Consider the following 26,372-nt stretch of genomic DNA (forward strand, 5'->3'; position numbering starts at 1 on the left):
TGTTTTTAGTTCATTATAAATCCGAAATCAAATCCCGTAGCTATCGGGACGAAATTCGAAATCAGCTTACCACTTCAACCTGTTCAATACGTTAATATCGATTGAATTGGTGTTGCGGTATATCATTACTATAATAGCCAGGCCTACTGCAACTTCTGCGGCGGCCAGTGCCATAATAAAAAACACAAAAACCTGCCCGGCTGCATCGCCACGGTAAACCGAAAATGCAGTAAGCAACAGGTTAACCGAGTTAAGCATCAGCTCAACCGACATGAATATTACGATAGCGTTACGGCGTAACAAAACGCCCATTACGCCTATCGAAAATATGATAGCGCTTAATAAAATGTAATGGTTAAGCGGCACCGCTTGAATGGTATGGGTTAAACTTTCCATCAGATGGTTGCTTTAGTTTCTTTATCTTTTGTAGCCAATAGTACCGCACCAACCATTGCTGATAACAGCAATACCGACGATACCTCAAACGGCAATAAAAATTCGTTGAATAATACTTTACCCAGGTTTTTTACCAGGCCAAGCTCGGGGTTCTTTAACACTACCGGATCAGACACGCCTAACGATTTCAATGACGATACCAGCGCTACCGCCAGTATACCACCACCAAACACCGCGGCTATCTTCACCATAAACGGCTTAACCGGCTCGCTTTCCTTATTCAGGTTTATCAGCATCAGCGTATATAAAAACAGCACCAGTATAGCACCCATGTAAACAATAAAGTTTACAATGGCCAAAAACTGGGCATTCATTAATATATAGTGAATGGTGAAAGTAAAGAAGGTAAGTATAAGGTACAGTATGCTATGCACCGGGTTTTTTGCAGAAATAACCAGTATTGAAAAGAATATGGATAAAAACGCGATGAAGTAAAATGTACTCATGTTTATATTTTACAAAATACTTTTGCCCTACTAAAAAGAGTTGGGCAAAGGTATAAAACTTTGGTTATTGATTTAAAGGTGCCTCTACTAATTTGTCTTTACCATATATAAAATCTTTCCTCAGGTAATCCGAAGGAACGATATCGCCATCCAGGTATATTGCTTCTTTAGGGCAAGCCTCTTCGCATAAGCCGCAAAAAATACAGCGCAACATGTTTATCTCGTAAACTGCTGCGTATTTTTCTTCACGATATAAGTTTTCTTCGCCTTTCTGGCGCTCGGCAGCCTGCATGGTAATAGCCTCGGCCGGGCACGATAGTGCGCAAAGGCCACAGGCAGTACAACGCTCCGCACCATTCTCATCGCGTTTTAGCGAGTGCATGCCACGAAAGTTTTCAGAAAACTCGCGCTTTTGCTCGGGGTACTGTATAGTAACCGGTTTTTTGAAGAAGTGCTTCATTGTGATGGCCAGGCCGCTCACAATAGCAGGCAGGTAAGCACGCTCTAAAAAGTTGAGCGGTTTAACTGTTAATTGTTTCTTTTTATTACTTAATGATTCCATTTACTACCTCTCAAACTAATTAAGTAAAGTGATTACTACACCGGTAACAACAATATTTGCTATAGCCAATGGTATCAATATTTTCCAGCCCAGGTCCATCAACTGATCGTAACGGAAACGCGGGATTGTCCAGCGTACCCACATAAAGAAGAAGATGAACAGGAATATTTTTGCGAAGAACACCGCGGTACCAATAAGCGGGCCTGCAATAGGGCCAACGTGTGCGGCAACCCAATCCATCCCCGGGTAATTATAGCCACCAAAATATAAGGTGGCCATTACTGCCGATGAGATGAACATGTTTATATATTCGGCAAACAGGTAAAAACCAAGTTTCATTGACGAGTATTCGGTGTGGTAACCACCAACAAGCTCGGTTTCGCACTCAGGTAAATCAAATGGTGTACGGTTGGTTTCGGCAAAGGCACAAACCAGGAACAGGATAAACCCTACTGGCTGGTAAAGCACGTTCCAGTGCCAGCCGTGTTGCTGCTGGGCAATTTCGCCAAGGCTTAAAGTACCCGTAACCAATAACAGGGCGATGATAGAAAGCCCCATTGAAATTTCGTAACTGATGTTTTGCGATGCCGCACGGATAGCACCTAATAAAGAGTATTTATTGTTTGATGCCCAGCCACCTATCATTACACCGTATACACCCAGCGATACCACGCCGAAAATGTACAGGATGCCTACGTTAATATCTGTAACCTGCAGGGGGATAACCTTGCCGCCTATCACCATATTTTGCCCCCATGGTATAACTGCCGAACCAATACATGCGGTAAGGATAGCTAACGAAGGGCCAACGATGAACAGGAACGGCGTTGCATTAGTTGGGATGATCTCTTCTTTCAAAAACATCTTGCCACCATCGGCCAGTGGCTGTAAAATACCCCATGGGCCAGCACGGTTAGGGCCAACCCTATCCTGAAAAAATGCCGCTATCTTGCGCTCGGCATAGGTAGAATACATGGCTATTACCAGGCTTATCAGAAATATAATAATGATGAGGCCAAATTTTATGGCAATGTCTGCTAATTCCATTACAGGCGTGTCTCCCTTTCAAATTGTTCTTTATTCGCTTCTATCAATACCGGGTTGGTTTTTACAACCGGCAGTGGGTGCAGCGTATCATAGTGGTTTGAGCTGATAACAGATTTATGCGATACTTTACGCGGGCCTTCTATCACCCAGTCACTGGTTTTCTTTTTATCAAAACGGCAGGTGTTGCAAATAAATTCTTCTGCCTCGCCGTACTCATCTTTACGCGCGGTTACACGGATAACATCCTCGCCCTTATACCATAAGGTTACTTTACCGCAGCATTTAGGGTTCTCGCATTCGCGATGCGCCTCAACAGGTTTGGTGAACCAAACACGGTTTTTAAAGCGGAAGGTTTTATCGGTTAATGCGCCTACCGGGCAAACATCAATTACGTTGCCTGAGAAATCGTTATCAACAGCCTTTTGGATGTAGGTTGAAATTTCTGAATGATCGCCGCGGTTTAAGATGCCGTGGATACGGTGATCGGTTATCTGGTCGGCAACAAAAACACAACGGTAGCACAGAATACAGCGCGTCATGTGCAGTTGTATCTTATCACCAATATCTATCTTCTCGAATGTACGGCGGTCAAACTCATAACGGGTTTTAGCAGCGCCGTGCTCGTAGCCTAAATCCTGTAAATGGCACTCGCCAGCCTGGTCGCAAACCGGGCAATCCAGCGGGTGGTTAATCAATAACATTTCTACCACACCTTTACGCGCCTCAATAACCTCCGGCGAAGTGATGTTTTTCACTTCCATGCCATCCATTACCGTTGTACGGCAGCTGGCTACCAGCTTTGGCATAGGGCGCGGGTCTTTTTCAGAACCCTTTGTTACCTGCACCAAACAGGTACGGCATTTACCGCCGCTGCCTTCTAGCTTTGAGTAATAGCACATAGCCGGCGGGACAATGTCACCACCTATCATCCTTGCGGCGTTCAGGATGGTTGTCCCGGCTTCTACTTCAATAGGAAATCCGTCTATTGTTACTTTCATTGACTTATCGTCCTTTTTATATTTTCTATCACCGTTACCGGCGATTATTATTCTTGTATGTCATTGCGAGCGTAGCGCGGCAATCTTAGCATATCCTACTATTCTATGAGATTGCTTCGTTCCTCGCAATGACATAGTTTATTAGATACTTTATTTAACTCGCCGCTTCTTCCAATTTAGGCAACGGGTCTGCATAATGCGCTAACCCAAAATTACGGGTTGTTGCTTCATGCGGATGCGTTACATGCCATTCAAACTCGTCCCTGAAGTGGCGGATAGCACTGGCCACCGGCCATGCTGCCGCGTCGCCCAGCGGGCAAATTGTATTACCTTCAATTTTTTTGGATACATCAACCAGCAGGTCCATGTCGCTCATTTTACCGTGGCCGTATTCCAGGCGGTGTAAAACTTTTTCCATCCAGCCGGTACCTTCGCGGCAAGGCGAACATTGTCCGCAGCTTTCATGGTGATAGAACCTTGCAAAGTTCCAGGTGTTGCGTACAATACACTGGTCTTCATCATAAGCTATAAAACCACCTGATCCCATCATGGTACCGCTCACGAAACCACCATCAGCCAATGATTCGTAGCTCATCAGGCGGCCTTCGCCGTTAATAGTTTTCATGAACAGGTTAGCCGGTAAGATCGGTACAGACGAACCACCCGCAACAACTGCTTTTAAGCGTTTGCCGTTGGCAATGCCTCCGCAATATTCATCGCTATATAAAAATTCTTCAACAGGCAGGCCAAGGTCAATTTCGTAAACACCCGGTTTTTTCAGGTTACCACCTGCCGAGATCAGTTTTGTACCGGTACTGCGGCCAATACCAACTTTTGCGTACTCGTCGCCACCTTCGTTAATGATAGGCACAACTGCCGCTATTGATTCAACATTGTTTACCACCGTTGGGCAGCCATACAAACCTGCAATAGCCGGGAACGGGGGTTTTATCCTCGGGTTACCACGTTTACCTTCCAGTGATTCTAACAAAGCGGTTTCTTCGCCACAGATGTAAGCGCCACCGCCTGGTTGTACGTAAAGCTCCAGGTCGTAACCGCTGCCTAAAATATTTTTACCCAAAAAGCCTTTTGCTTTTGCTTCGGCAATGGCTTTTTCAAGGATGCGGATCTGCGGCATCATTTCGCCGCGCACGTATATGAATGATGTTTTTGCACCCAGCGCAAAACTGGCTACTATCATCCCCTCAATTAATAAGTGAGGGATGTAGGTCATCAAATAACGGTCTTTAAAAGTACCGGGTTCAGATTCATCAGCATTACAAACCAGGTAACGGGCAACACCCTCCGGTTTAGCCAAAAAGCTCCATTTCATTCCGGTAGGGAAACCTGCGCCACCACGGCCGCGCAAGCCCGATTTTTTAACCTCTTCCACCACTTCATCAGGGGTGAGGGTTTTCAGGGCTTTTTCAACAGCAGCGTAACCGCCTTTTGAGCGGTAAACATCAAATGTATTGATGCCGGGTACGTTTATATGTTCTAAAAGTAATTTACGTGCCATTAGTTGTTCGCCTTTCCTTTTAGGTCACTAATCAGTTTGTCAACCGACTCAGTGGTTAAGTTCTCGTAAAAAGTGTACTCGGGGCCAATTTGCAGTACCGGGCCATAGCCACAGGCAGCAAGGCATTCAACACCTCTCCAGCTAAATAAACCATCGGGGGTAACATCACCTTCTTTAACACCAAGCGTTTTTTCTATATGCTCCATTATTGGGGTTGCGCCAACAATTTCGCAGGGACCTGTACGGCAAACTTCAAGCATGTACTTGCCCTGGGGCTTTAAAAAGTACATGGTGTAAAACGATGCTACCTCGTAAACCTCTATCGGCTGGATAGAAAGATATTCGGCAACTTTATCCATTGCGGGTGCACTTACCCAGCCAAACTCGGCCTGTACCAAATGCAGTATAGGCAGCAAGGCCGATTTTTGTTTTCCCTCGGGGTAACGGCTCACCACATCAGCAAATTTGCTGAGCAATTCCGGCGAAAATGTTACCGGTGTATTGGTATCCTGTACACTAAGCATCTAACTCTCCGGCTATAACGTTTAAACTACTCATGTTAATAATAGCATCAGATAATAACATCCCCCGGCTCATTGGCGCATACATCTGGTAGTTGATAAAGCTTGGCCTGCGGAAATGCAAACGATATGGCGAGCGGCCACCATCATTAACCAAGTAAAATCCTAACTCACCATTTGCTCCTTCAACCGCGTGGTAAACCTCGGCATTGGGGGTTTCTACCTCGCCCATCACTATTTTAAAGTGATAGATCAAAGCTTCCATGTTATTATATACTTCCTCTTTTGGAGGCAGGTAAAAGGCCGGCACATCCGCGTGGAATATATCCGACGGTTCTTTTTCTATCTTGTTCAGCGCCTGCTCAATAATGCGGAGGCTCTGCCACATTTCTTCGTTACGTACCAAAAAGCGGTTGTAAACGTCGCCGTTCTCGCCAACCGGCACTTCAAAATCAAAATCTTCGTATGATGAATACGGCTCCATGGCCCTTACATCATAATCAACACCTGTAGCACGCAATATCGGGCCGCTCCAACTGTAGCTTAAGGCTTGCTCCTGGGTAACCGCCGCTACATCCCTTGTACGGTCAATAAATATCCTGTTACGGTTAAAAAGAGCTTCAAACTCACGCAATACCGGCGGGAATTTCTGAATGAACTTACGGATCTTGTTAAAGGCGATGGTATTGAAATTACGCTCGAAACCACCAATGCGGCCAATGTTTGTTGTTAAACGCGAGCCGCATATCTCTTCATAAATTTCGTAGATCTCCTCGCGGTACTCCATCATGTAAAGGAAACCCGTGAAGGCACCTGTATCAACACCCAATACGCCGTTACACACAATATGATCTGCAATACGGGCCAGTTCCATGATAATTACACGCATGTAATCAACACGTTTTGGCATTTGTATATTCAGCATTTTTTCAACCGTCATATGCCAGCCCATGTTGTTTATGGGCGATGAGCAATAATTAAGGCGGTCGGTAAGTGGTGTTATCTGGTAGAACGGGCGGTGTTCGGCAATTTTTTCGAATGCGCGGTGAATGTAGCCTATGGTTGATACGCCGCTAACAATACGTTCGCCATCCAACTGCAATACATTCTGGAACACGCCATGTGTTGCAGGGTGAGTTGGCCCCAGGTTTAGCGTGGAGTATTCCGTTTGCGGATCGTTATCAGTATATACCGGGTGGTTCTGCATGTATGTTATCTCCCGAAAAAGTAATCTTTTTTATCAATACGGTTTGGATCTTCCAGCGGGAATTCCTTCCTCATCGGGAATACCGTCATGTCATCAACATTCAGTATCCGGCGCAGGTCGGGGTGCCCGTCAAATATCACCCCAAAAAAGTCGTATGTTTCACGCTCCATCCAGTTGGCGCCATCCCACAGGGTTGTTGCTGTAGGGATGTGCAGGTCTTCTAAAGTAAGGTAAACCTTTATACGGATACGTGTATTGGTTGTTAAGCTATGCAGGTGATATATTACACCTATCTGCTTTTCCTGTTCGGGATAATGGATGGCGGTAATATCTGTTAAATAGATGAACTGTAAAGCTGCATCTGTTTTCAGATAAGCAAGCACATCATGTATCAGTTCTTTACTGGTTTCAACAGTAAGCAGGCCGTAATCGGCACCTGTTTGTGTAACCTGGCCGGCAAATTTATCCGTCAGCTTTTGTACAAGTTCTTCGTTTGATATTTTGCCCATTATTGAATTCCGTATTTAGCCAGTAATGCCTGGTACTTCGGCTCACTGCGCCTGCGCAATGTTTCGGTACGTACCAATTCCTGTATTGCCATAAAACCATCAATAATTGCCTCGGGGCGTGGCGGGCAGCCGGGCACGTAGACATCAACCGGTATAACCTCGTCAATACCCTGCAAAACAGAATATGTATCAAATATACCACCGCTTGATGCACAGGCACCTACAGCCATTACCCAACGGGGCTCGGCCATTTGCAAATAAACCTGGCGTAAAACCGGACCCATTTTTTTAGATATAGTGCCCATTACCATCAACAGATCGGCCTGGCGTGGCGAAAAGCTTAAACGCTCGGCACCAAACCTGCTCAGATCGTAATGCGAACCCATGGTAGCCATAAATTCGATACCACAGCATGAAGTTGCAAATGGCAGTGGCCATAATGAATTTGCACGAGCTACGCCTATTGCCTTATCAAGCGATGTGGCAAAAAACCCAACTCCTTCTACACCGGCCGGAGCATCAACTATTTGAATATCACTCATTAATTCTTATCAAATAAAATTAACTCATCGGTTAAAACCGATAGGCAAATTTACAATAAATACGTTGTAACAAATACACTATGAAGGTTTCTGAAATATATTTAGAATCAATCTAAACTAATCCCAGTTTAAAGCGCCTTTTTTGATGATGTAGATAAAACCTGCAAGCAGCGTAGCCATAAAGATAAACATCTCTATCATGCCGTCTCTGCCCAGATCGCGGAAGTTTACCGCCCACGGGTACATAAAAATAACCTCCACATCAAACAACACAAAAAGTATTGCTACCAGGAAGTATTTAATTGACATTGGCGTTCGGGCGTTACCAATAACCTCAATACCCGACTCGAACGGGGTGAGCTTATCTTTTGTTACGCGTTTAGGGCCTATTTTGTGGGTTACAAACATGGTTGTAACAACAAACCCCAGGGCTACCAGCATCTGGAATATGATTGGCAAATAATTAACCGGTAAACTTTGTAATTCCATGCTGCAAATATACAAATGAGTGCATAATAAAAAAGCCCCTTTTTTGAAGGGGCTTTTTTATGTTAAATGGCAATGAGTTATTTATTCATTCTGTTCATTTTCAGGCACCTTAATACAAGTTTAAAAAATATTCTCCAACTTGTATTAAAGGAGCATACACTTTATAAATGCCGCCTAAATGCATGGGTGTAATCATGTTAACCAATTAATCTTTATTTATATGAAAAAATTTAACCGACTTAGCAGAGAAGAGATGAAAAGTGTAACTGGTGGATTAAGGCCAAAGAATGATGAATGTTCATCAATTGATGGACCTTGCTCAATGGGAACATGCCCGGATGCTTGCGAGTGCGTTATTCCTGCTTTTGACCACAGCCGGTCACATTGCGAATCACGATATGTTGAGATACCAGAACCTTTATAAAATAAAAGAGCCCCTTTTTAAAGGGGCTCTTTTATTATTATCAGCTTAAGGCTATTTACCCTTTACTGCTCCACCTTTACGTGAGAAGTAAGCTGCAGCAGTTTTATTTGTTGGATCAAATTCTCTGGCTTTAGAGTAGTTTTCTAATGCTTTAGCATCGTCCTTTTCTTTATACTCATAATATACGCCCAAATATGCATAGGCTTCTGCCATAAAAGCCTTATCGGTATCTTTTACGCCTTTAGCAGTTTGTAACTGAATGTATTGCTCGTAAAAAGGTTTTGCTAAACCTTTTGATGTATTTCTATCTGGCTCTTTAAAATCATTAGCACGAGCTTGATATAATGCAACTATTGGTACAGGTGCACTTGCCTTTTGCTGAATGTGAGCAAATGCAGAATCAGCTTTAACTAATAATGTGGTGTCGGGTATTGGTTTTGGTGTTGCTTTACTATAATATTGGTCTGTAAATGCTTTATAGTAACTCAAGCCTTTTGATAAATAATCATTTAAAGTAGCTTTAGATGATTTTTGTGTATAAATATTGTAAGCATTGGCTGCTTCCATGTACTTTCCTTGACCATAAAGTGCCTTACCAATTTCAGAATAAACAGCCACGTTGGTGGTATCTAATTCTATTGCTTTACGTAATGACCCAATACCTAATGAATCCTGTTTTGATTCGATCTGTATACGGCCCAGGTAAACATAGTCACGTGGGATGATACGTTTTGGATCTGCTTTAGTTATCCAGGTATTCATGGCTGTTAACGCAGCAGGATAATCTTTATTCTCATAAGCAGCATAAGCCAGGTAACGGTAAACTTTTAGGTTACCATTTGCAGCGCCTGCTAATGCAGCAGCTTCTGTTTGCAGGGTTTTAAAATCGCCAGACAGTAGCAAGAAGTCGGCATAACGCATACGCGACTCAATAGACAGGTCTGTTAGCGACAGGTATTTTTTATACTGGTCTGTTGCTTCCTTGATCTTAGCTGATGCCATTTTAGGGTCGGCAAACGCCCAGCGTACATCTGTTTCAGCCCACTCGCGGTAAGCAGGGCCATAATTAGGGTCGATAGCCAAAGCTGCTTTAAACTCAGTTTCTGAGCTTTCAAAGTTGTTGGCATATTTCCAGATAACACCGGTTGCCACTTTAGCGTGTGCCAGCTTAGGGTCGATATCCAAAGCAGCCTGATAGTTACCCAGCGCCTCGGTATTTTTGCTTTGCGTACGTAAAGCATCACCTAAAGCAACCAATATCTCGGCATCCTTAGGGTTAACGGTTTTACCCTTCGTTAATACCGCTATAGCAGCGTTTGCATCTGCCGCAGGTACTTTACCATCAACATCATTTAACAGGTAAGCCTCGCCCACATATAGATATGGCTTACTGTCTTTACCTGCTAAAGATACCGCCTGGTTAAAGTTAGTAGTAGCGGTTGCCTTGTCTTTATCAACAAAAGCGGCCGCGCCTAAACCCGCATAGTTTAAGGCCGATTTTGGGTTTACAGCAATACCCTTTTGAAACACTGCTTTTGCAGAATCCGGGTATTCCTGAAGAATGTACACCCAACCCAAGTAAAAGAAGTTTTCATCCTTATTAGCCTGTGTTACTGTTAAATTTTTAAGCATTGATTTAGCTTTCTGAAACTGCTCCGCATCAATCGCTTTCTTGGCATCGGCTAAACTCTGCGCAAAAACCGATGATGAGCCTACAAGCGTCAGAGCCAGTACTATCTTACTTATCTTACTGATCATTTTCATCTTAGTTTCTAAATTATGTATAGTTAGTGTGTTATGTTTATTTCCCTTGAGGGGATAGAATCAGGTAATAAGCCCGATTTTAGTATTATTCTTTGTCCGCGTTCGCTGGCTAAAAATGATGCAAAGCCTGCAGCTAACCCTTTCCTGCCTGTGCAGTCTATTACATATAACGACCTGCTTAACGGATACGTATGTTGGACAAGCGTAGTCTGCGAAGGTTTAAAGTATTCATTAGGGCTGGTTTTACTGCCCTCATCCTTAACGCCTACAATTTTAACCTTATCAACAGCCTCAGCGTAGTCCTTATCCGGGTCGTTTAGCCAGTTAAAGCCGGTTATTCCTATAGCATTGGGGTGCGTGCTAACGTACTTTATAACCTCTTTACTTGAACTTAACGCATAAATATTTTTTTGCTTAAACTCTTTGCTTCCGGTTAAGGCCTTCAAATACCTTACCAAACTTGAGTTGGGGTTGTCAAATACAATATTTTTATCTGTTTTTGACTGCCCGATCAGCATCTTTTTAATTTCCCCCACCGAAATTGTGGTGTCGTTCGATGCCTGGTTTACAATTATTGCTACCGCATCTATTGCAAATTTATTCACGTCGGGAACCAGGGCGCGCCTTTTTAATACGCCAAGCTCGGCAGTATCTAAATTACGCGATAGTATAATTAGCCTTGTTTTATCATTCATTAAACTGTTTACCACCTCAGCTTCGGGCTTGTAAGTAATTACCGGTTTAGCTTCGGGATAAATAGCCTTAAAAACATACAACTCTTCCTCTATTATAGGCGAAAACGATTCATCGCCCACAAAATTAGCTGTGCCCGATGTAAAACCATCAAGCGGTGCATTTTTTTTGGTGTTTTGCTGGCAGCTTTGTAAAGCCGCTAAAACAGTAACCCCTAATAACAACTGTTTAAACTTCATTTTCATTAGGGTCCTTTCTTAAATAACGCGCAAAGCGTAAAACTGCATAAACAATTACAACACAACCAAATATGGTTTTTTGTGGCTTTGGTAATTGCTCCAGGAAACTATCCCGGAATATGATGAGCAGGCCAAATACCAACAGGCCAACAAATGCAGTAACTCCTAAAATAAGCAAAAACCGCCTTTTGGGCGATTTTTGCTTCTCATTGTTATTTGATAACATTAATTTTTATTCTTGCGCCAAAGCGAAGGCTACTGGTACACTGTATTGTACACGTACCGGGCGGCCATTCTGGATACCTGGTTTCCATTTCGGAGACGCTTTTAAAGCGCGCATTGCTTCTTCATCACAACCGCTACCAATACCTCTAACAACTTTAATATCTGTTAAAGAACCGTCTCTTTCAACTACGAACTGTACAATTACACGTCCCTGTACGTTGTTTTCCCTTGCAATAGCAGGGTAGTGGATTGCCTTTTGAAGGTATTTGTTGAAACCTGACTCACCACCCGGGAAGGTTGGCACTTGCTCAACCGCCGTGAAGATCTGGTTAGGGTTTTCTTCAACTACCTGTTTAACATCCGCATTACCTACCGGCTCATCAATTGTGATAGCGGCGTTAGGGTCACCTTTCTGGTCTTTAGGGCCCGGATCGGCAACTTCCAACTCTTTTACGGTTGGCGGTTCTTTTTCGCGCACCTCGTTATCGGGTTTTACAACCGGAGGTGGGAAACGTACCTGATCTACCTTTGGTTTAGGCGGCTCTGGTGGCGGTGGCGGTGGTTTTACCTCTTCGTTCACCGGTGGTGGTGGTAAAACCACTTCGGTTACTTTTACTTTCTCATCAGCTTTGGGTATAAACCCATCTATTGCATTGAGTATTGTTTTAAAGGATATAAGTAAAACAAATGCTGCTACACCAATTAAAAGTGCCCTGTTTGTATTACGAGGGTTATTTTTTCTTAATTCGTACGCACCATAATTTTTGTTACGGCCTGAAAAAACAACGTCAATCCATTGCTGGTTAAGTATGTCTAATTTTGATCCAAACATTATCTTATAACGTTAATTTTTTACTTTAATAGTTCTTAATAATTCCCGTCACGTTTAAGCAACTCAACCTCAGCGGGTAAAATATCTACAATCGCGAAAGATTCTATTTTGGTTATAGCCATTTCATCAAGCGCGTCAACCAAATTTTTATAGTTTGATTTATCGCTTGGCTTAATCAGCACAACCATATATTTACCTGTACTTGCTTGTATTTCCTTACCTTTTTCGATCAGGATTTTGCGTAACCCATCCTTACCGTAATTAATAGTTTCGGGGGCCGATTTACCGGGCTCTCCTATAAACCATTCCACTTTATTATTAGCACCAAGTAGAATTGTCATTGATCGCGAAGCGGCAACCGGTAACTGGTCTTTTTGATTTTCATCCTTACGGGGCATGGTCACATCCATCGCTTTCGGTTTAGATAGCGTGGTGGTCATGATAAAGAACGTGATCAATAAGAAAGCCAAATCCACCATCGCAGTTAAATCTACGCGTGTTGAAGCTTTTTTACTTCTTACTTTCCCGCCCTTTTTACCCCCGCCGGAGGTGTCTAATTCTGCCATTGTTTATTATTTTTTAGGTTCGTTTTTAACTGCTGTTATAAAGCTAAACTTATCAATTCTTTGTTTTTGAAAAATACCGATTATCTTTTTGATAGTAGGGTATTCTTCTTTGTTATCCCCTTTAACAGATATTCTTAACGGTTTGTTATGCAATGAGGCAACGGCCTTACGCGATTCGCGTATCCAGTCGGCAAGCTCATTATTAGCCGTAGTATCATTAGGGATACCAGGTTGCTTATACTCTTTACGCTTATCAACATCTAAGTTAAGGAACGCCTGTAACTGGTTCATCGGCACGCCAAGAACCGGCACACCTGAAAACACTTGCTTCTGCTCCGGGGTAAACTTAATGTTGTACTTTTCGCCCATTTGCTCAAGCGTTTGTTTGCGTATATCTGTACCTTCTACCGTATAGAAAACCTTTCCCTGTCCAACGGTCAACAAAAGCACGTTTTCTTCAGGAAGCGGTATCTCCGCGGTTGAAGCCGGCACATCTATAGGTACAGGGTCTTCGGTACGGGGTTTTGCTGTTAATATAAAGAAAGTAAGCAACAGGAAAGCTACGTCGCACATGGCGGTCATATCTATAGCAGTGCTCTTCCTTGCAACTTTTACTCTTGGCATATTCTGTTTATTTTAAATATATAATGTAAAGATAGTTAATTATTGTAATTATCCAAATTATATTCTGTTATAACGGATAAAAGCAAACTATATTTTACAATTATTTATTTTTGTGAGAAGCCGAGAATGTTTGAACGATGCTGAAACCAGTTTCATCGATAGCATAAGTCAGTTTATCAATTTTTGATGTAAATACGTTGTACATAACAATTGATACAGCTGAAGTACCGATACCTAATGCAGTATTAATAAGTGCCTCAGAAATGTGAGTTGATAGTTCTGATTGGTTTGGAGCACCAGATGCACCCAATGTTGCGAACGCACCGATCATACCGATTACCGTACCTAACAGACCGGTTAATGTACCGATTGATACCAAAGTAGCGATGATAGTTAAGTTTTGCTCTAACATTGGCATTTCTAAAGCTGTTGCTTCTTCAATGTCTTTTTGGATAGCTAATGCTTTCTGATCTACATCCATTGTAGTATCACCTTCCATTTCGCGGTATTTTTTCAAACCTGATTTGATAACGTTTGCTACAGAACCTTTTTGTTTGTCGCACTCTGCGTTAGCGCCTTCAATGTTGCCAGCGTTAAGGAAAGATTGGATCTTTCTAACAAAAGCGTCTACATTACCTGTACCTGATGCTTTACCAATAACGATAAACCTTTCAATTGAAAAAACGATAACCATTAACAGGTATGACATAATGATAGGTACAATTACCCCACCTTTATGTACAGTACCAAATAAATCGCCTGGGTTTGGATCATTTGCCGGATCACCGCCTTTAAAGTGGCTTGGGTGGCCCAAAATGAAAATGAATATTAAAATTGCCGCAACTATACAGATAGGAATGGTCAAAGTTGCAAATGCGCCTGATGCACTTGAGCTTTCTTTTACTTGAGTAGTTGGTTTTGTTGGTGCGTTTGCCATTACTTTTTAAATTTTAGTTTTCGTTTTGTTTATAATATAAGTTAATAAAAAATGTGTGCTATTTAAGCGAATAACAAAAATAGAATTTAAATGAATTAAAAAAACTTTTTATGTAATTCTTTATAATAATTTAATATACTGCATGTAAAGCGCTGTAAATCGGTGACTACTTAACGCTCTAAAACAGAAAAATTGTCTGTCAGGCAGACAATTTTTTTACAATAAAACCTATTTTTTTTAAGAATAGCAAGTTATAACACATAAAAAGTATGTAACTAAAGTGATATAGTTGCGTCTAACTATACGGCTACAGCTACGTTTGGCCCTGCATTTACTATGTCTGGGGTACTGTAATCAGCATATTTTTCAAAATTTTTAACAAAGGCCAAAGCCAATTGGTTTGCTTTGTCTTCATAATTATCTGCATTGGCCCATGTGTTCCTGGGGTCAAGTATCTCATCGGGCACGTTAGGGCAGCTAAGGGGAATAGCTAAATTGAATATAGGATGCTGGTGATATTTAACATTATCGAGCCCGCCGTTTATAGCCGCGGTTATCATGGCGCGGGTGTATGAAAGTTTCATGCGCTGGCCTACGCCATAGGCGCCGCCTGTCCAGCCGGTGTTTACTAACCATACATTTACCTGGTGCTCTTTTATTTTTTTACCTAACAGTTTAGCATAAGTAACCGGGTGCAGCGGTAAAAACGCCTCGCCAAAACATGCCGAGAAAGTAGTTACCGGCTCGGTGATACCCGTTTCGGTACCTGCTATTTTAGCGGTATAGCCCGATATGTAGTGGTACATGGCCTGCTCTGGCGTTAGTTTTGATATAGGCGGCAGTATCCCAAAGGCATCTGCGGTTAAAAAAAAGATGTTTTTTGGCGATGCGCCTATAGATGGTATAATAGCATTGCTAACGTTTGATAAAGGGTAAGCAACCCGGGTATTCTCTGTTTTATCTATATTATTGTAGTTAACCTTGCGCGTGCCGGGTATAAAGTTCACATTCTCTAATAACGCACCATATTTTATCGCATTAAATATCTGCGGCTCTTTCTCGGCTGTCAGGCCCGAGCATTTGGCGTAGCAGCCGCCTTCAAAATTAAATATGGAGTAATCGCTCCAACCATGCTCGTCATCGCCTATCAGGCTACGGTCAGGATCGGCAGAGAGGGTGGTTTTGCCCGTGCCCGATAATCCAAAGAAAATAGCGGTATCGCCTTTACTGCCGGTATTGGCCGAGCAATGCATAGACAGCACCTGCTTATCGTGCGGTAATATAAAGTTCAATACCGAAAATATGCCTTTCTTGATCTCTCCGGTGTAACCCGTGCCACCTATCAGGATTATTTTTTTGCTGAAGCTGATGATCGAGAAATTCTTTTGGCGGGTGCCGTCAACCTCCGGGTCGGCCATAAAGCCGGGGGCCGCTATGATGGTCCATTCGGGTGTACTATCCGGGTTTACCACCTCGGGGCGAATAAACAAATGATGCACAAACAGGTTTTGATAAGCCGTTTCGGTAACTACGCGGATATCTATATGGTATTTTTCGTTAGCGCAGGCGCATGAGTCGCGCACAAATATCTCACGCTCCGACAGGTATTTTGTTACCTTATTATATAAAGCGTTAAATTTTGCGCCGTCAAACTTGTAATTAATGCTGCCCCACCATACGTTATCATGGGTAACATGGTCGTCAACAATAAAACGGTCCTTAGGCGAACGGCCGGTAAACTCACCGGTATCAATAGCCAGCGCACCCGAGTCGCTTAAAACGCCTTCGTTTCTTTTTATGGCAGCTTCAACAAGTTGTGCGGGGGTTAATTGGTATAAAATGGCAGGGGCCTTGGCCAGGTTTAGATACCCTAATTGAGGTACCTGGTTAGTGTTGGTTTTCATTAAGAAGATAATTTATAATTGGTTGCCCCAAAATTACCTTTTTAATACACTATTAAACAAGTGTTTTACGCCATTTATTTACATAATGTATGTTTTACACACTATGTAAAATACTGACTTACATTAAGTTGCAATGGTAATATTTTTTATTTCAATACACTATCCTCCGGCTTTTTTAGCCTTGTAGCCATCGGTTTGCAGCATGGTTAATACCTTGTCCCTAAAATCGCCCTGCAGCAGTATCTCGCCATCCTTTACCGAGCCGCCCACGCCGCATTTGGTTTTTAGTTTTTTGCCGATGGTTTCCAGGTCGGTATCGGCGCCAATAAAGCCACTGATGCGGGTTACCAGTTTGTTGCCTTTTATCCTGTCGAGATATATTTTTAAGTTTTGCTGTTGTGGTGGCAGGGTTTGCTGTTCGCCCGTGTTTTCCTCCTGGTATTGAAAATCAGGGTCGGTAGAGTACATAATGCCGGTAAAGTTTTTCTTTGCCATGGGTTATTTTTTATAGGTACCGCCAACAATAACGTGCAGAGCATTTGGCACAACCTCTATATCAATATGCGTACCGGCCACCTGCGGTTCGCCATCCAGGTGAATGGGGCCTTCCTGCTGCCGGGTAATAACAATATGCTTGCCCTTAATGATCTCTACATACTTTGAGCTATTGGCCGTTTTGGTGAACATACGCAAGCCCATCTCCGGGAAACGCCATAGCGGGAACGGCTTGATGATACAAACATCCAGCAAACCATCCTGCACCGATGCCGTTGGCGATACGTGTGCGTTATTGCCATACTGTGATGAATTGGCCATGCTTAGCATAAATGCTTCTCGGTCATAAGCCACGCCGTCAACTTCTATGTGGTAGTTTTTTGATTTATAAGTGGATATCTCCTGTACCGATGATTTAAAATAGCTAACAAAACCACGCTTTGTACTGCCATTAGCAAAAACATGACTAATATGGGCATCAAAGCCCATGCCTGCCATATTAAAAAACCATTGCCCGTTCATTTTACCGGCATCAATAGTAATGGTACGGCCGGCATTCATGGTTTTGATAGCGCCTTCGGCATCCATCGGGATGGTTAAAAAGCGCGAAAGGCCATTGCCTGATCCAAATGGGATAACCCCCAAAACGGTATCGGTGCCGACTATAGCCGATGCTATTTCGTTCACCGTGCCATCGCCGCCAACGGCAACAACAATTTCATACTCGCCTACAGCAGCCCTGGCCAGATCATGCGCGTGGAAAATACCGGTGGTAAATTCTATATCGTACTCAAAAATAGCTGGGTCGAGGTACTTCTCTACAAGCTCCGGCACACCATCCTTTTTCTTCCCTCCCGACACCGGGTTTATTATAAATAAAGCTTTCCTTTTCAACTATATAGGTTTTCAACGGGCAAAAGTAAATGTATTTTCGGCTTTGTGAAAAATTGTTTTATTTTTGCCACCCGAAAGTGGACTGATTTAATGCCTTCATACGCTGAAAGCTGGATTGCAACCACGTAAAAAAGTGCTAACCCTGCTCCTTTTACAACGTTTCAAAAAAATCTTTACCTTTCGGCTTTAACGTTTATTTAAAAAATAATATGCCATACTTATTTACATCGGAATCCGTATCAGAAGGGCACCCGGATAAAGTTGCCGACCAGATATCGGACGCGTTAATTGATAACTTTTTAGCATTCGACCCTGAATCGAAAGTGGCTTGCGAAACCCTGGTAACAACCGGGCAGGTTATTTTAGCCGGCGAGGTTAAATCAAAAGCTTATTTAGATGTACAAAAAATTGCCCGCGATGTAATAAACCGTATTGGTTATACCAAAGGCGAGTATATGTTTGATGGCAGCTCGTGCGGTGTGCTATCTGCCATTCACGAACAATCGCCCGATATAAACCAGGGTGTTGACCGCAAAGCTAAAGAAGAGCAGGGCGCCGGCGACCAGGGTATGATGTTTGGTTACGCCACTGTTGAAACTGATAACTATATGCCTTTGGCTTTAGATATTGCCCACGCTTTATTGCGGGAGCTTGCTGTTATCCGCCGCGAGAATACCGATATCAAATACCTTCGCCCGGATGCAAAATCGCAGGTTACTTTAGAGTACAGCGATGATAACCAGCCTACCCGTATCGATGCGATAGTTATATCTACCCAGCATGATGATTTTGGCGAGGAAGAAGCCATGTTATCAAAAATAAGCAGCGATATCATCAGCATCCTTATCCCACGTGTTAAGGCTAAATATCCTAAATACGCGCATTTCTTTAATGACAATATTACCTACCATATTAACCCAACCGGTAAGTTTGTTATTGGTGGCCCGCATGGCGATACCGGCTTAACCGGCCGTAAGATCATCGTGGATACCTACGGAGGCAAAGGCGCGCACGGTGGTGGTGCTTTCTCCGGTAAAGACCCATCAAAGGTTGACCGCTCTGCTGCTTATGCAACCCGCCACATCGCTAAAAACCTGGTAGCTGCCGGCGTTTGTAACGAGATATTGGTACAGGTATCATACGCTATTGGCGTTGCAAAACCTATGGGTATTTACGTAAATACTTATGGTACCGCTAAAGTTGGTTTAAATGATGGCGAAATAGCTAAGAAGGTTGAAGAGATCTTTAACATGACCCCATACGCTATTGAAACCCGCTTTAAACTGCGCAACCCAATATACAGCGAAACCGCTGCTTATGGTCACTTTGGCCGCCCGAGCGAGGTTGTTACCAAATCATTCAACGCGCATGATGGCAGCACCGTAACCCGCGAGGTAGAGCTGTTTACCTGGGAAAAGCTTGATTATGTAGAAAAAGTAAAAAGCGCCTTCGGCTTGTAAATAAAATTTAAAATTTTACAAAGGCGCACCCAAAAGTGCGCCTTTTTTGTTTAATAATAATGACTAAAAACACCGCCCCTCCTTTACTGGTTGCCTTTGCATTCTTCAGCATATATATTATATGGGGCGCAACCTACCTGGCGGTAATTTACGGGCTTAAAAGCTTTCCGCCGTTTATACTGGTGGGCTTACGGTACGCCACGGCAGGCGCTATACTTTTTGCCTGGTGCAAACTGAGGGGCGAGAAACACCCCGGATGGAAATACCTGTGGCGCCATGCCCTTAGCGGCACCATGATGCTGGTTGGTGGTACCGGCATGATAGCCTGGGCCGAGCAATACATCAGTTCGGGGCAGGCCGCCATACTGGTAGCTACCGAACCCCTGATATTTTTACTGGTGGATCGTAAACGCTGGCCGCAGTATTTTTCAAATAAGTACATCGTTAGTGGTTTGCTTATCGGCTTTACGGGCATTTACTTTTTTTTGCGATTAGGCGTTGCGGCTACAAGTACATCGGCCATGGCAACTATTGCCAGCATTGTAGTAATAGTAAGCGCATTGATATGGGTACTGGGGTCGCTTATTACAAAGGATAATAAAGGCCAAAGCTCAACTGTAATGAACGCCTCGGTGCAGTTGCTTGCAGCCGGCCTGGCCAGCGGCATAGTGGTTTTGGGCAAAGGCGAGTACCAGGGTTTCCATTTTAACAATGTCTCAGCCGAAGCCTGGGGCGGGTTGATATTCCTGATCGTTATGGGATCGTTGGTGGCTTATTTATCATTTATATGGCTCATTAGCATAAAACCGCCTGCTATTGTTAGCACGCATACGTATATAAACCCTGTTGTTGCTGTGTTTTTGGGCTGGCTGATGGTTGATGAACCCGTTAACCATGCACAGTTGGTGTGCCTGGTGGTGATTCTGGCGGGGATATTACTGGTTAATGTGCCTGGGTATTTGAAGCGGAACCGGGATTAGGTGGATCTTCGGATTAGGGATTTTTTGGATCCTGACGAACAGAACGTTAGCTACAAATGCGGCATAGCGTAACGCACGGATAGCACTGACACTACTAAAGCACTACCTTACAAAGTTCGGGACCAAGCCGCGACTTTTCTTTGGTTACTTTCTTTTGAGAGAAAAGAAAGTAACATCCACTGACGATTCATTTCACTCACAGCCATTCCTAACGGAGAGCTAATCGGCGATATGCAAGTCGAAGATTGCCACGCTACGCTCGCAATGACGTGGTGTAAAAAACGGGCAAAACCACTACCTTTATTCCTATGCAGCACCCTGAAGCAAACCCCTGGAAAATAACATCAGAAAAGGAAATTTATGATAACCCCTGGATAAAAGTTACCGAATACCAGGTGATCAATCCATCGGGTAACCCGGGTATTTACGGGCAGGTGCATTATAAAAACATTGCCATTGGCATTTTACCTTTGGATGATGAGATGAACACCTATCTGGTTGGCCAGTACCGTTTCACCCTGAACCAATATAGCTGGGAACTGCCCGAAGGCGGCGGCATCATCGGCATTGACCCGTTGGAGTCTGCTAAACGCGAACTGCTGGAAGAGACCGGGCTAAAAGCCTCGCGGTGGACAGAGATCCAGCGGATGCACCTATCTAACTCGGTAAGTGATGAGCTCTGCATCCTGTATATTGCCCGCGGCCTGGAACAACACGAGGCCGAACCCGAGGATACCGAACAACTCGTTGTAAAAAAAGTGCCGTTTGAGGACGTTTACAGGATGGTTTGCGGCGGTGAAATAACCGATTCTTTAGCGGTAGCGGCAATATTAAAAGCCCGTTTAATGCAGTTAGAGAACACTTTGTAAATTCCGAATTATCAAATCCTCAAAAAAACTTTAAATTTGCGGCCCTGATGAAGAAATTTTTTGGCTACATCCTGTCCCCGTTTGCAATTTTAGCATTCTTTTTGTTCCTGGTGATCTTCCATCCGGTGCAATGGCTATGCTTAAAATTAGGTGGCTATAGCGCGCATAAGCGTTCGGTTGATCTCCTGAACTTCTTTTTGGTACATACCGCCTACATTGTGGGTAACCGCATCACTTTTATCAACAAACAAAATTTACCTGTTGGCAGGCCTATTATATTTATTGCCAACCACCAAAGCTTGTTTGATATCCCTCCGATGATCTATTATCTGCGTAAATATCATGCTAAATTTATCTCGAAAGTAGAACTGACCAAAGGCATCCCATCCATATCGTTTAACTTAAGGCATGGCGGCGGCGCAAATATAGACCGAAAAGACCCGCGCCAGTCTATCACCGAACTGGTAAAATTTGCCACCCGGATGAAAGAGAACAACTGGGGGGCGATGATATTCCCCGAAGGCACCCGTTCGCAGGACGGCAAGGTGAAGAAATTCCAGTCGGCGGGTGTTGCCACGCTGCTTAAAAAATGCCCTGATGCGCTTTTGGTACCGGTTGCCATTACCGATTCATGGAAGATGATCCGCTACGGGTTGTATCCTTTAAATACCTTCACCCCCATGAAATGGGAAGTGCTTGAACCCATTGAACCGGGAACTACCCCTGTTGATGAGTTAGTGCAACAAGTGGAAGACAGGATAAGGGCGAAAGTAGACCCTCAACACGCTTAAAGTTGTGCCCTAACGCCCGTTTAAGCGTCAACGCTTGACCTGGCAAAATGGTGGCGTTTATTTCGCCATTAGCAAAATAAATAACTGATTATAAGACACTTATAATGTTCGAGGCGTTCACGGCTGTGAACGTGAACACTTGACTTTGCGAAGAGCGCCAGGTTAATCATCACTACAGGTTTCAGAATATCATTACGAGGAACGATAGCAACGTGGCAATCTCAGAGTACAGGCGGATATGCTAAAATTGCCACACTACGCTCGCAATGACATATTTGATATGTTAGTTTACTCCAGATCCGTACCTTCAAAAGTATTGCCCTGCTTTAGATCGCCAGTTTCAAACCCTTTTTTAAACCAGTACATACGCTGGGCGCTGGTGCCGTGGGTAAAACTATCTGGACGTACCTCGCCCTGGTATTCTTTCTGCAGCCGGTCGTCTCCAATTTGGTGGGCAGCATTTAGGGCCTCTTCAATATCGCCCGGGTCGAGCACATTTTTCATCTGCTGCTCGTAATGTGCCCATATACCGGCATAAAAGTCGGCCTGTAACTCCAGCTTCACCGACAACTTATTGTATTCGGTTTTACTAAGTTGCTGCCTTGCCTGATCCATTTTGGCAGACAGACCAAGCAGGTCCTGCACATGATGGCCAACCTCGTGCGCTATTACATAGGCCTGGGCAAAATCGCCGGCAGCACCAAATTTTTGAGAAAGCTCGTTAAAAAACGACAGGTCAAGATATACCTTCTGGTCGCCGGGGCAATAGAACGGCCCGGTTTCTGCACCCGCCTGCCCACAGGCAGTGTTTACCGCTTCCTGGAAGAAATGCAGCTTAGGCTCTTGATAGGTTTTTCCCATATCGCTGAATAGCTTATTCCAAACATCTTCCGTATCGGCAAAAACAACCTTGGCAAATTTCTTCTCGCGGGTATCGGGTATGGCCTGTTGGTTGTTCTCCTGCGGTGCGCCATTACCCTGCACCTGGTTTAGTACGGCAGATGGATCTATCCCCGTAAAAAAGTAAATAGCCGCGGCTATAATGCCTACCAGCCCGCCACCAAGGGCCAGCCCGCGGCTACCGCTTGCACTGCCATCTTCTGTATTACTGCTTTCGCGCCTGCCAAACCATTGCATAGTATTTCCGTATTAATTTAGCTTTTAAACAGCAAGGCCCAAACAATTGTTTGGGCCTTAGCATATCTGATTAAATTGAAATTACTTATCCAGTTTCGGGATGCGTGTAGGAGTGTCCTTACCGGATACAATACTGCGGGAGCTTAACGCAATAGCGCGAATGGTAGCCACAATATTATTTACATCAAGCGTTGAATATTCATCTTTTACGGTATGGTAAAATTTATCCGTAGGGATCTGATCGGTTGAGATAGTATGCGCAGGTACACCTAAAGCTGCCAGTGTTGCATTATCGCTACGGTAAAACAGGTTTTGCTCCGGGTATGGGTCCGGGTAAAACTTAAAGGCTGTACCTTCCAGGTTTTTTTGCAGGATAGGCCCAAAGTCTGAACGCTCAAAACCGGTTATAAATGCCGAGTTCTCGCCAAATTTAGCCGCCTTACCAATCATCTCAATATTAAACAAAGCCACTACCTTATCAGGATCAAGCTGTTTTGAAAAATACTGCGAGCCATAACCGCCGGTTTCCTCGGCCGTAAAGGCCACAAATACCAGTGTACGCTCGTTATTATTTAGCTTTTTATAATACTTGGCCAAAGTGATCACTGCTGTTGTACCCGATGCATCATCATCAGCGCCGTTGGCAATGGTATCTTGCTCTGCACCTTTTTTGATAATACCCAAATGGTCATAATGCCCGCCAAAAACCACGTACTCATTAGGTTTTGATTTACCGGGAATAACGCCGACAACATTGAATAATGGTTTTTCGGTAGCCTTAACCTCATAATTTGCCGCTATCGACTTCACATCGGCGTAAGTACCCAGTACAAAAACAATAACAGGCGCTGTATTGTCCGCTCCTTTAAAAGACGTACCTCCTCTTTTGTAGCGGCTAACCAGCCTGCCGAAGTTTTTTGAATAGCTGGTATCAACCAATACAAGTTGTTTTTTGCCTCCGCTAAAAACTGCCCTGTATTGAGCCATAAAATCTTTTCCTGCAGCAATTTTCACCACATCCACACCATCAGTACTTGTCCAGTTGAACGATGCCGAAGAGCTGATGGCCAAGTTAGCTGCGGGTACGTCCTCTCCATTGATGGTAACTTTAGAACTTACCGGTGTGGTACTAACCATATTAAAACTTTGGCGAAAACCAGGGTTACCCGTAAATGGCTTTAAACCGGCAGCTTTAAATTCACCTTCAATAAAAGTAGCGGCCTTTTCAATCCCTCGGGTAAAAACGCCGCGGCCTTCCATATCATCGGCACTAAGGGTTTTGATGATGCGTTCAACATCATCCTGCTTAATCAATTTATTTACATCCTGGCAAAAGCCCAGTATCGGCGCTGCGGCTAAAGCGGTTATTGCTATTAAAAATTTTACTTTCATTTATTTTACTTTTGATGATAACCAGTTGCTACGGAAATCTTTTTGTTGCTGTGTTAATTCTTTACCTGCTTTTTCAAAGGTTACCACCTCAAAGGCCGGGCTTTCTTCTAATATAATAGTGGCTTCGTGGTTGCCGGTACGGTTTTTATAGCTTACCGCTACTTTATCACCCGGTTTTTTATCCTTTACGGCATCGGCAAAAGCGCTTGGTGATTTTGCTTCCTGTCCGTCAATTTTCAGTATGATATCGCCGGCATCAATACCTGCTTTGTAAATGGGGGTGTTAGATATGGTAGAACCGGTTATCATTAACCCACCGTTTGATGGCTTGCTTTGTACACGGCCCATCCAGCCTTTGCCCGGTTGTGCTTTTTGTAAAAGCAGACCTGCATTTGCCAGCAATGCCTGGTAATCGTTCTTTTTTATACCGTATATATAATCGCTAAAAAAGGTATTGGCAAACTTGGGATTGGTGAGTTTTCCTAATACCGCTTGCAGATCGGGGATGGTATATGCCCGGCCGCTTTTGCCATAGGCAAGCCAAACCTGGCGCATGTAATCATCAAGCGTAAGTTTAAATTCGCTGCGTAAGCGCAGGTCGAGCGCCAGGGCTGTAGCACCGCCATATACATAATAGCTGGTGAATATATTACCGTAATTGGTCGCATCAATCGCTACACCCGCATCCGTAAATACCGCGTAACGGCTCATTTGTGTTGGCGGGAATTTGGCCGGAGCCGGTGATGCGGTAACCGAGTTAACTAATCCGGCTATTGTACCTGTGTACTCATCAACTGTGTTAAACCCACTGCGTACCAAAAGCATTTCGCCGTAATACTGGGTAAAGCCTTCGGCAAACCAAAGCTCGTTACTCATGTTGGCATGCTCAAAATTGAACGGCTCTAATGATTTCGGGCGGATACGCTCTACATTCCAGCTATGGAAAAACTCGTGCGAGTAGGTGCCTAAAAGATATTTTTCGTTACCACCAATTTTTTCTGCCCCGCTAACAATGCAGGTAGAGTTGCGGTGTTCCATACCATCACCAAAAACGGTTGGGTGTACATCATCCAAAAAGGTATAGCTGCCAAAATCATAATTGGGTTGCTCGCCAAAAACGGCGCGCTCTTCCAGTACAACCTTTTGCACCATTTTAGCAAAATTATCTATGGTTGCCTGGTCATCATCAGAGTGTACGGCAATACCCATAGTTTGTTTTTTACCGTTGGTATTTACCAGTTCCCAATAATTTGTTTTAACGGCGGCAAGCTCGGTTGGGCTATCCATCATGTATTGCAGGTCGGGTGCGCTGTAAACGTTATCGGCTTCGTGCTTTAGTTGTGTTGCAACTTTCCATCCATATTTTTCAAGATCGTTAAATGCAAACTTTACAGGGCGGCTTGCCAACCCAATGCCCCACATAAAAGCAGCCGGCATATTTAAATGGGCATGGCTGGCATCAATGCCAACGTAAGTACCATCTGCGTGGTTACCAAACAGGGTATAGCTTACATTCACTACTGCCGGGTGTACAGATATTTCATATACATCGCCTTCTATTTGTTCTATAGTAAGCGGGTTACCCTCACCGTCGGTAGCCCTTACATTGTATATATTTTTGCCGAACTCGTGCGTGGCGTACCGCCCCGGAGATGAACGGCTCATCCTCACCTTTAATGAACCCGAAGGGGCATCAGGTATGGTCATTGTAATTTCTGCCTCATGATGCTGGGCATTGGGGAAAGACACGCTATAAAAGATCGGCTTGCGCGCTCCACTGATCTGAGCCGATGCAGCAAACGCAAAAAATGCTGCCGCTGCCAGTAAAAATATTTTTTTCATTGGGGTGG

29 protein-coding genes are annotated in these 26,372 nt (G+C 43.8%); 5 read left to right on the forward strand and 24 right to left on the reverse strand.

Translation table 11 applies throughout. The annotated features are described in order from the left end of the window. Positions 1–66 precede the first annotated feature (66 nt). The 11 genes from nuoK to IDJ75_RS07780 all read right to left on the reverse strand — a co-directional run bounded on the left by nuoK (position 67) and on the right by IDJ75_RS07780 (position 8,296). Positions 67–396, reverse strand: coding sequence for an NADH-quinone oxidoreductase subunit NuoK (gene nuoK / locus IDJ75_RS07730; RefSeq protein ID WP_067056863.1), 330 nt, complete (start codon positions 394–396; stop codon positions 67–69). After that, positions 396–902: an NADH-quinone oxidoreductase subunit J family protein gene (locus IDJ75_RS07735; RefSeq protein ID WP_191175060.1), complete on the reverse strand. Its 507-nt coding sequence runs from the start codon at positions 900–902 to the stop codon at positions 396–398. The genes nuoK and IDJ75_RS07735 overlap by 1 nt, the downstream gene beginning before the upstream one ends. Before the next feature lie 64 nt (positions 903–966). Beyond that, entirely contained in the window at positions 967–1,464 is a 498-nt protein-coding gene (locus IDJ75_RS07740; protein ID WP_067056857.1) for a NuoI/complex I 23 kDa subunit family protein, read from the reverse strand. Between the two features lie 15 nt (positions 1,465–1,479). Further along, a complete protein-coding gene (gene nuoH, locus IDJ75_RS07745; protein ID WP_191175061.1) occupies positions 1,480–2,511 on the reverse strand; it encodes an NADH-quinone oxidoreductase subunit NuoH in 1,032 nt (343 codons plus the stop codon). Beyond that, positions 2,511–3,509, reverse strand: a complete 999-nt coding sequence (locus IDJ75_RS07750) for a 2Fe-2S iron-sulfur cluster-binding protein (RefSeq protein ID WP_191175062.1) — start codon at positions 3,507–3,509, stop codon at positions 2,511–2,513. The genes nuoH and IDJ75_RS07750 overlap by 1 nt, the downstream gene beginning before the upstream one ends. Positions 3,510–3,663: 154 nt before the next feature. Continuing rightward, positions 3,664–5,028 carry an NADH-quinone oxidoreductase subunit NuoF gene (nuoF, locus tag IDJ75_RS07755; protein ID WP_191175063.1) on the reverse strand — a complete coding sequence of 455 codons (1,365 nt, stop codon included), beginning with the start codon at positions 5,026–5,028 and terminating at the stop codon, positions 3,664–3,666. Then, positions 5,028–5,552 carry an NADH-quinone oxidoreductase subunit NuoE family protein gene (locus tag IDJ75_RS07760; protein WP_191175064.1) on the reverse strand — a complete coding sequence of 175 codons (525 nt, stop codon included), beginning with the start codon at positions 5,550–5,552 and terminating at the stop codon, positions 5,028–5,030. Before IDJ75_RS07760 ends, nuoF begins: the two co-directional genes overlap by 1 nt. Next, positions 5,545–6,756, reverse strand: coding sequence for an NADH-quinone oxidoreductase subunit D (locus IDJ75_RS07765; RefSeq protein WP_191175065.1), 1,212 nt, complete (start codon positions 6,754–6,756; stop codon positions 5,545–5,547). The genes IDJ75_RS07760 and IDJ75_RS07765 overlap by 8 nt, the downstream gene beginning before the upstream one ends. A gap of 5 nt (positions 6,757–6,761) precedes the next feature. Beyond that, positions 6,762–7,265 (reverse strand): NADH-quinone oxidoreductase subunit C, encoded by a 504-nt coding sequence (locus IDJ75_RS07770; protein WP_191175066.1) that lies wholly within the window; start codon positions 7,263–7,265, stop codon positions 6,762–6,764. Beyond that, positions 7,265–7,807, reverse strand: a complete 543-nt coding sequence (locus tag IDJ75_RS07775; RefSeq protein WP_191175067.1) for an NADH-quinone oxidoreductase subunit B — start codon at positions 7,805–7,807, stop codon at positions 7,265–7,267. The genes IDJ75_RS07770 and IDJ75_RS07775 overlap by 1 nt, the downstream gene beginning before the upstream one ends. Positions 7,808–7,924: 117 nt before the next feature. Further along, positions 7,925–8,296, reverse strand: coding sequence for an NADH-quinone oxidoreductase subunit A (locus IDJ75_RS07780; RefSeq protein ID WP_191175068.1), 372 nt, complete (start codon positions 8,294–8,296; stop codon positions 7,925–7,927). 220 nt (positions 8,297–8,516) lie between these two features. Between IDJ75_RS07780 and IDJ75_RS21540 the strand changes: the two genes are divergently transcribed. Beyond that, positions 8,517–8,720, forward strand: a complete 204-nt coding sequence (locus IDJ75_RS21540; protein WP_449560057.1) for a bacteriocin-like protein — start codon at positions 8,517–8,519, stop codon at positions 8,718–8,720. Between the two features lie 51 nt (positions 8,721–8,771). On the opposite strand, the gene IDJ75_RS07785 is transcribed toward IDJ75_RS21540, so the two are convergent. From IDJ75_RS07785 to IDJ75_RS07830, 10 genes are all read right to left on the reverse strand, one after another. After that, complete coding sequence (locus tag IDJ75_RS07785; protein ID WP_191175069.1) at positions 8,772–10,484, reverse strand: tetratricopeptide repeat protein; 1,713 nt, start codon at positions 10,482–10,484, stop codon at positions 8,772–8,774. A 23-nt stretch (positions 10,485–10,507) separates the two neighbouring features. Next, positions 10,508–11,422 carry a PstS family phosphate ABC transporter substrate-binding protein gene (locus IDJ75_RS07790; RefSeq protein ID WP_191175070.1) on the reverse strand — a complete coding sequence of 305 codons (915 nt, stop codon included), beginning with the start codon at positions 11,420–11,422 and terminating at the stop codon, positions 10,508–10,510. Further along, on the reverse strand, positions 11,406–11,642 hold the full coding sequence (locus tag IDJ75_RS07795) for a hypothetical protein (RefSeq protein ID WP_191175071.1): 237 nt from the start codon (positions 11,640–11,642) through the stop codon (positions 11,406–11,408). Before IDJ75_RS07795 ends, IDJ75_RS07790 begins: the two co-directional genes overlap by 17 nt. A 6-nt stretch (positions 11,643–11,648) precedes the next feature. Then, positions 11,649–12,473 (reverse strand): energy transducer TonB, encoded by an 825-nt coding sequence (locus IDJ75_RS07800; protein WP_191175072.1) that lies wholly within the window; start codon positions 12,471–12,473, stop codon positions 11,649–11,651. 35 nt (positions 12,474–12,508) lie between these two features. Continuing rightward, on the reverse strand, positions 12,509–13,039 hold the full coding sequence (locus tag IDJ75_RS07805) for an ExbD/TolR family protein (RefSeq protein ID WP_191175073.1): 531 nt from the start codon (positions 13,037–13,039) through the stop codon (positions 12,509–12,511). 6 nt (positions 13,040–13,045) lie between these two features. After that, positions 13,046–13,663: an ExbD/TolR family protein gene (locus tag IDJ75_RS07810; RefSeq protein ID WP_191175074.1), complete on the reverse strand. Its 618-nt coding sequence runs from the start codon at positions 13,661–13,663 to the stop codon at positions 13,046–13,048. Positions 13,664–13,763: 100 nt separating this feature from the next. Next, on the reverse strand, positions 13,764–14,600 hold the full coding sequence (locus IDJ75_RS07815; RefSeq protein WP_191175075.1) for a MotA/TolQ/ExbB proton channel family protein: 837 nt from the start codon (positions 14,598–14,600) through the stop codon (positions 13,764–13,766). 299 nt (positions 14,601–14,899) lie between these two features. Beyond that, the gene (gene pckA / locus IDJ75_RS07820; protein ID WP_191175076.1) at positions 14,900–16,504 is read right to left on the reverse strand and encodes a phosphoenolpyruvate carboxykinase (ATP); all 1,605 of its coding nucleotides are present in this window, start codon (positions 16,502–16,504) and stop codon (positions 14,900–14,902) included. A 159-nt stretch (positions 16,505–16,663) separates the two neighbouring features. Beyond that, positions 16,664–16,999, reverse strand: a complete 336-nt coding sequence (locus IDJ75_RS07825) for a translation initiation factor (RefSeq protein ID WP_191175077.1) — start codon at positions 16,997–16,999, stop codon at positions 16,664–16,666. A 3-nt stretch (positions 17,000–17,002) separates the two neighbouring features. Beyond that, on the reverse strand, positions 17,003–17,893 hold the full coding sequence (locus tag IDJ75_RS07830; RefSeq protein ID WP_191175078.1) for a diacylglycerol/lipid kinase family protein: 891 nt from the start codon (positions 17,891–17,893) through the stop codon (positions 17,003–17,005). 209 nt (positions 17,894–18,102) lie between these two features. On the opposite strand from IDJ75_RS07830, the gene metK reads away from it, so the two are divergent. From metK to IDJ75_RS07850, 4 genes are all read left to right on the forward strand, one after another. Next, positions 18,103–19,353 carry a methionine adenosyltransferase gene (gene metK, locus IDJ75_RS07835; protein WP_191175079.1) on the forward strand — a complete coding sequence of 417 codons (1,251 nt, stop codon included), beginning with the start codon at positions 18,103–18,105 and terminating at the stop codon, positions 19,351–19,353. A gap of 59 nt (positions 19,354–19,412) precedes the next feature. After that, entirely contained in the window at positions 19,413–20,333 is a 921-nt protein-coding gene (locus IDJ75_RS07840; RefSeq protein ID WP_191175080.1) for an EamA family transporter, read from the forward strand. A gap of 308 nt (positions 20,334–20,641) precedes the next feature. Next, positions 20,642–21,202: an NUDIX domain-containing protein gene (locus IDJ75_RS07845; RefSeq protein ID WP_191175081.1), complete on the forward strand. Its 561-nt coding sequence runs from the start codon at positions 20,642–20,644 to the stop codon at positions 21,200–21,202. 47 nt (positions 21,203–21,249) lie between these two features. Continuing rightward, positions 21,250–21,993 (forward strand): lysophospholipid acyltransferase family protein, encoded by a 744-nt coding sequence (locus IDJ75_RS07850; RefSeq protein WP_191175082.1) that lies wholly within the window; start codon positions 21,250–21,252, stop codon positions 21,991–21,993. Between the two features lie 288 nt (positions 21,994–22,281). Here the strand turns inward: IDJ75_RS07850 and ypfJ are convergent, their stop codons facing one another. The 3 genes from ypfJ to IDJ75_RS07865 form a co-directional block, all read right to left on the reverse strand. Beyond that, complete coding sequence (gene ypfJ / locus IDJ75_RS07855) at positions 22,282–23,130, reverse strand: KPN_02809 family neutral zinc metallopeptidase (protein ID WP_191175083.1); 849 nt, start codon at positions 23,128–23,130, stop codon at positions 22,282–22,284. Positions 23,131–23,211: 81 nt separating this feature from the next. Then, positions 23,212–24,522: a M20/M25/M40 family metallo-hydrolase gene (locus tag IDJ75_RS07860; protein ID WP_191175084.1), complete on the reverse strand. Its 1,311-nt coding sequence runs from the start codon at positions 24,520–24,522 to the stop codon at positions 23,212–23,214. Then, positions 24,523–26,364: a M61 family metallopeptidase gene (locus tag IDJ75_RS07865; RefSeq protein WP_191175085.1), complete on the reverse strand. Its 1,842-nt coding sequence runs from the start codon at positions 26,362–26,364 to the stop codon at positions 24,523–24,525. It lies immediately after the preceding gene. Positions 26,365–26,372 lie beyond the last annotated feature (8 nt).

This window comes from Mucilaginibacter rigui (assembly GCF_014773275.1).
GTDB lineage: Bacteria > Bacteroidota > Bacteroidia > Sphingobacteriales > Sphingobacteriaceae > Mucilaginibacter > Mucilaginibacter rigui_A.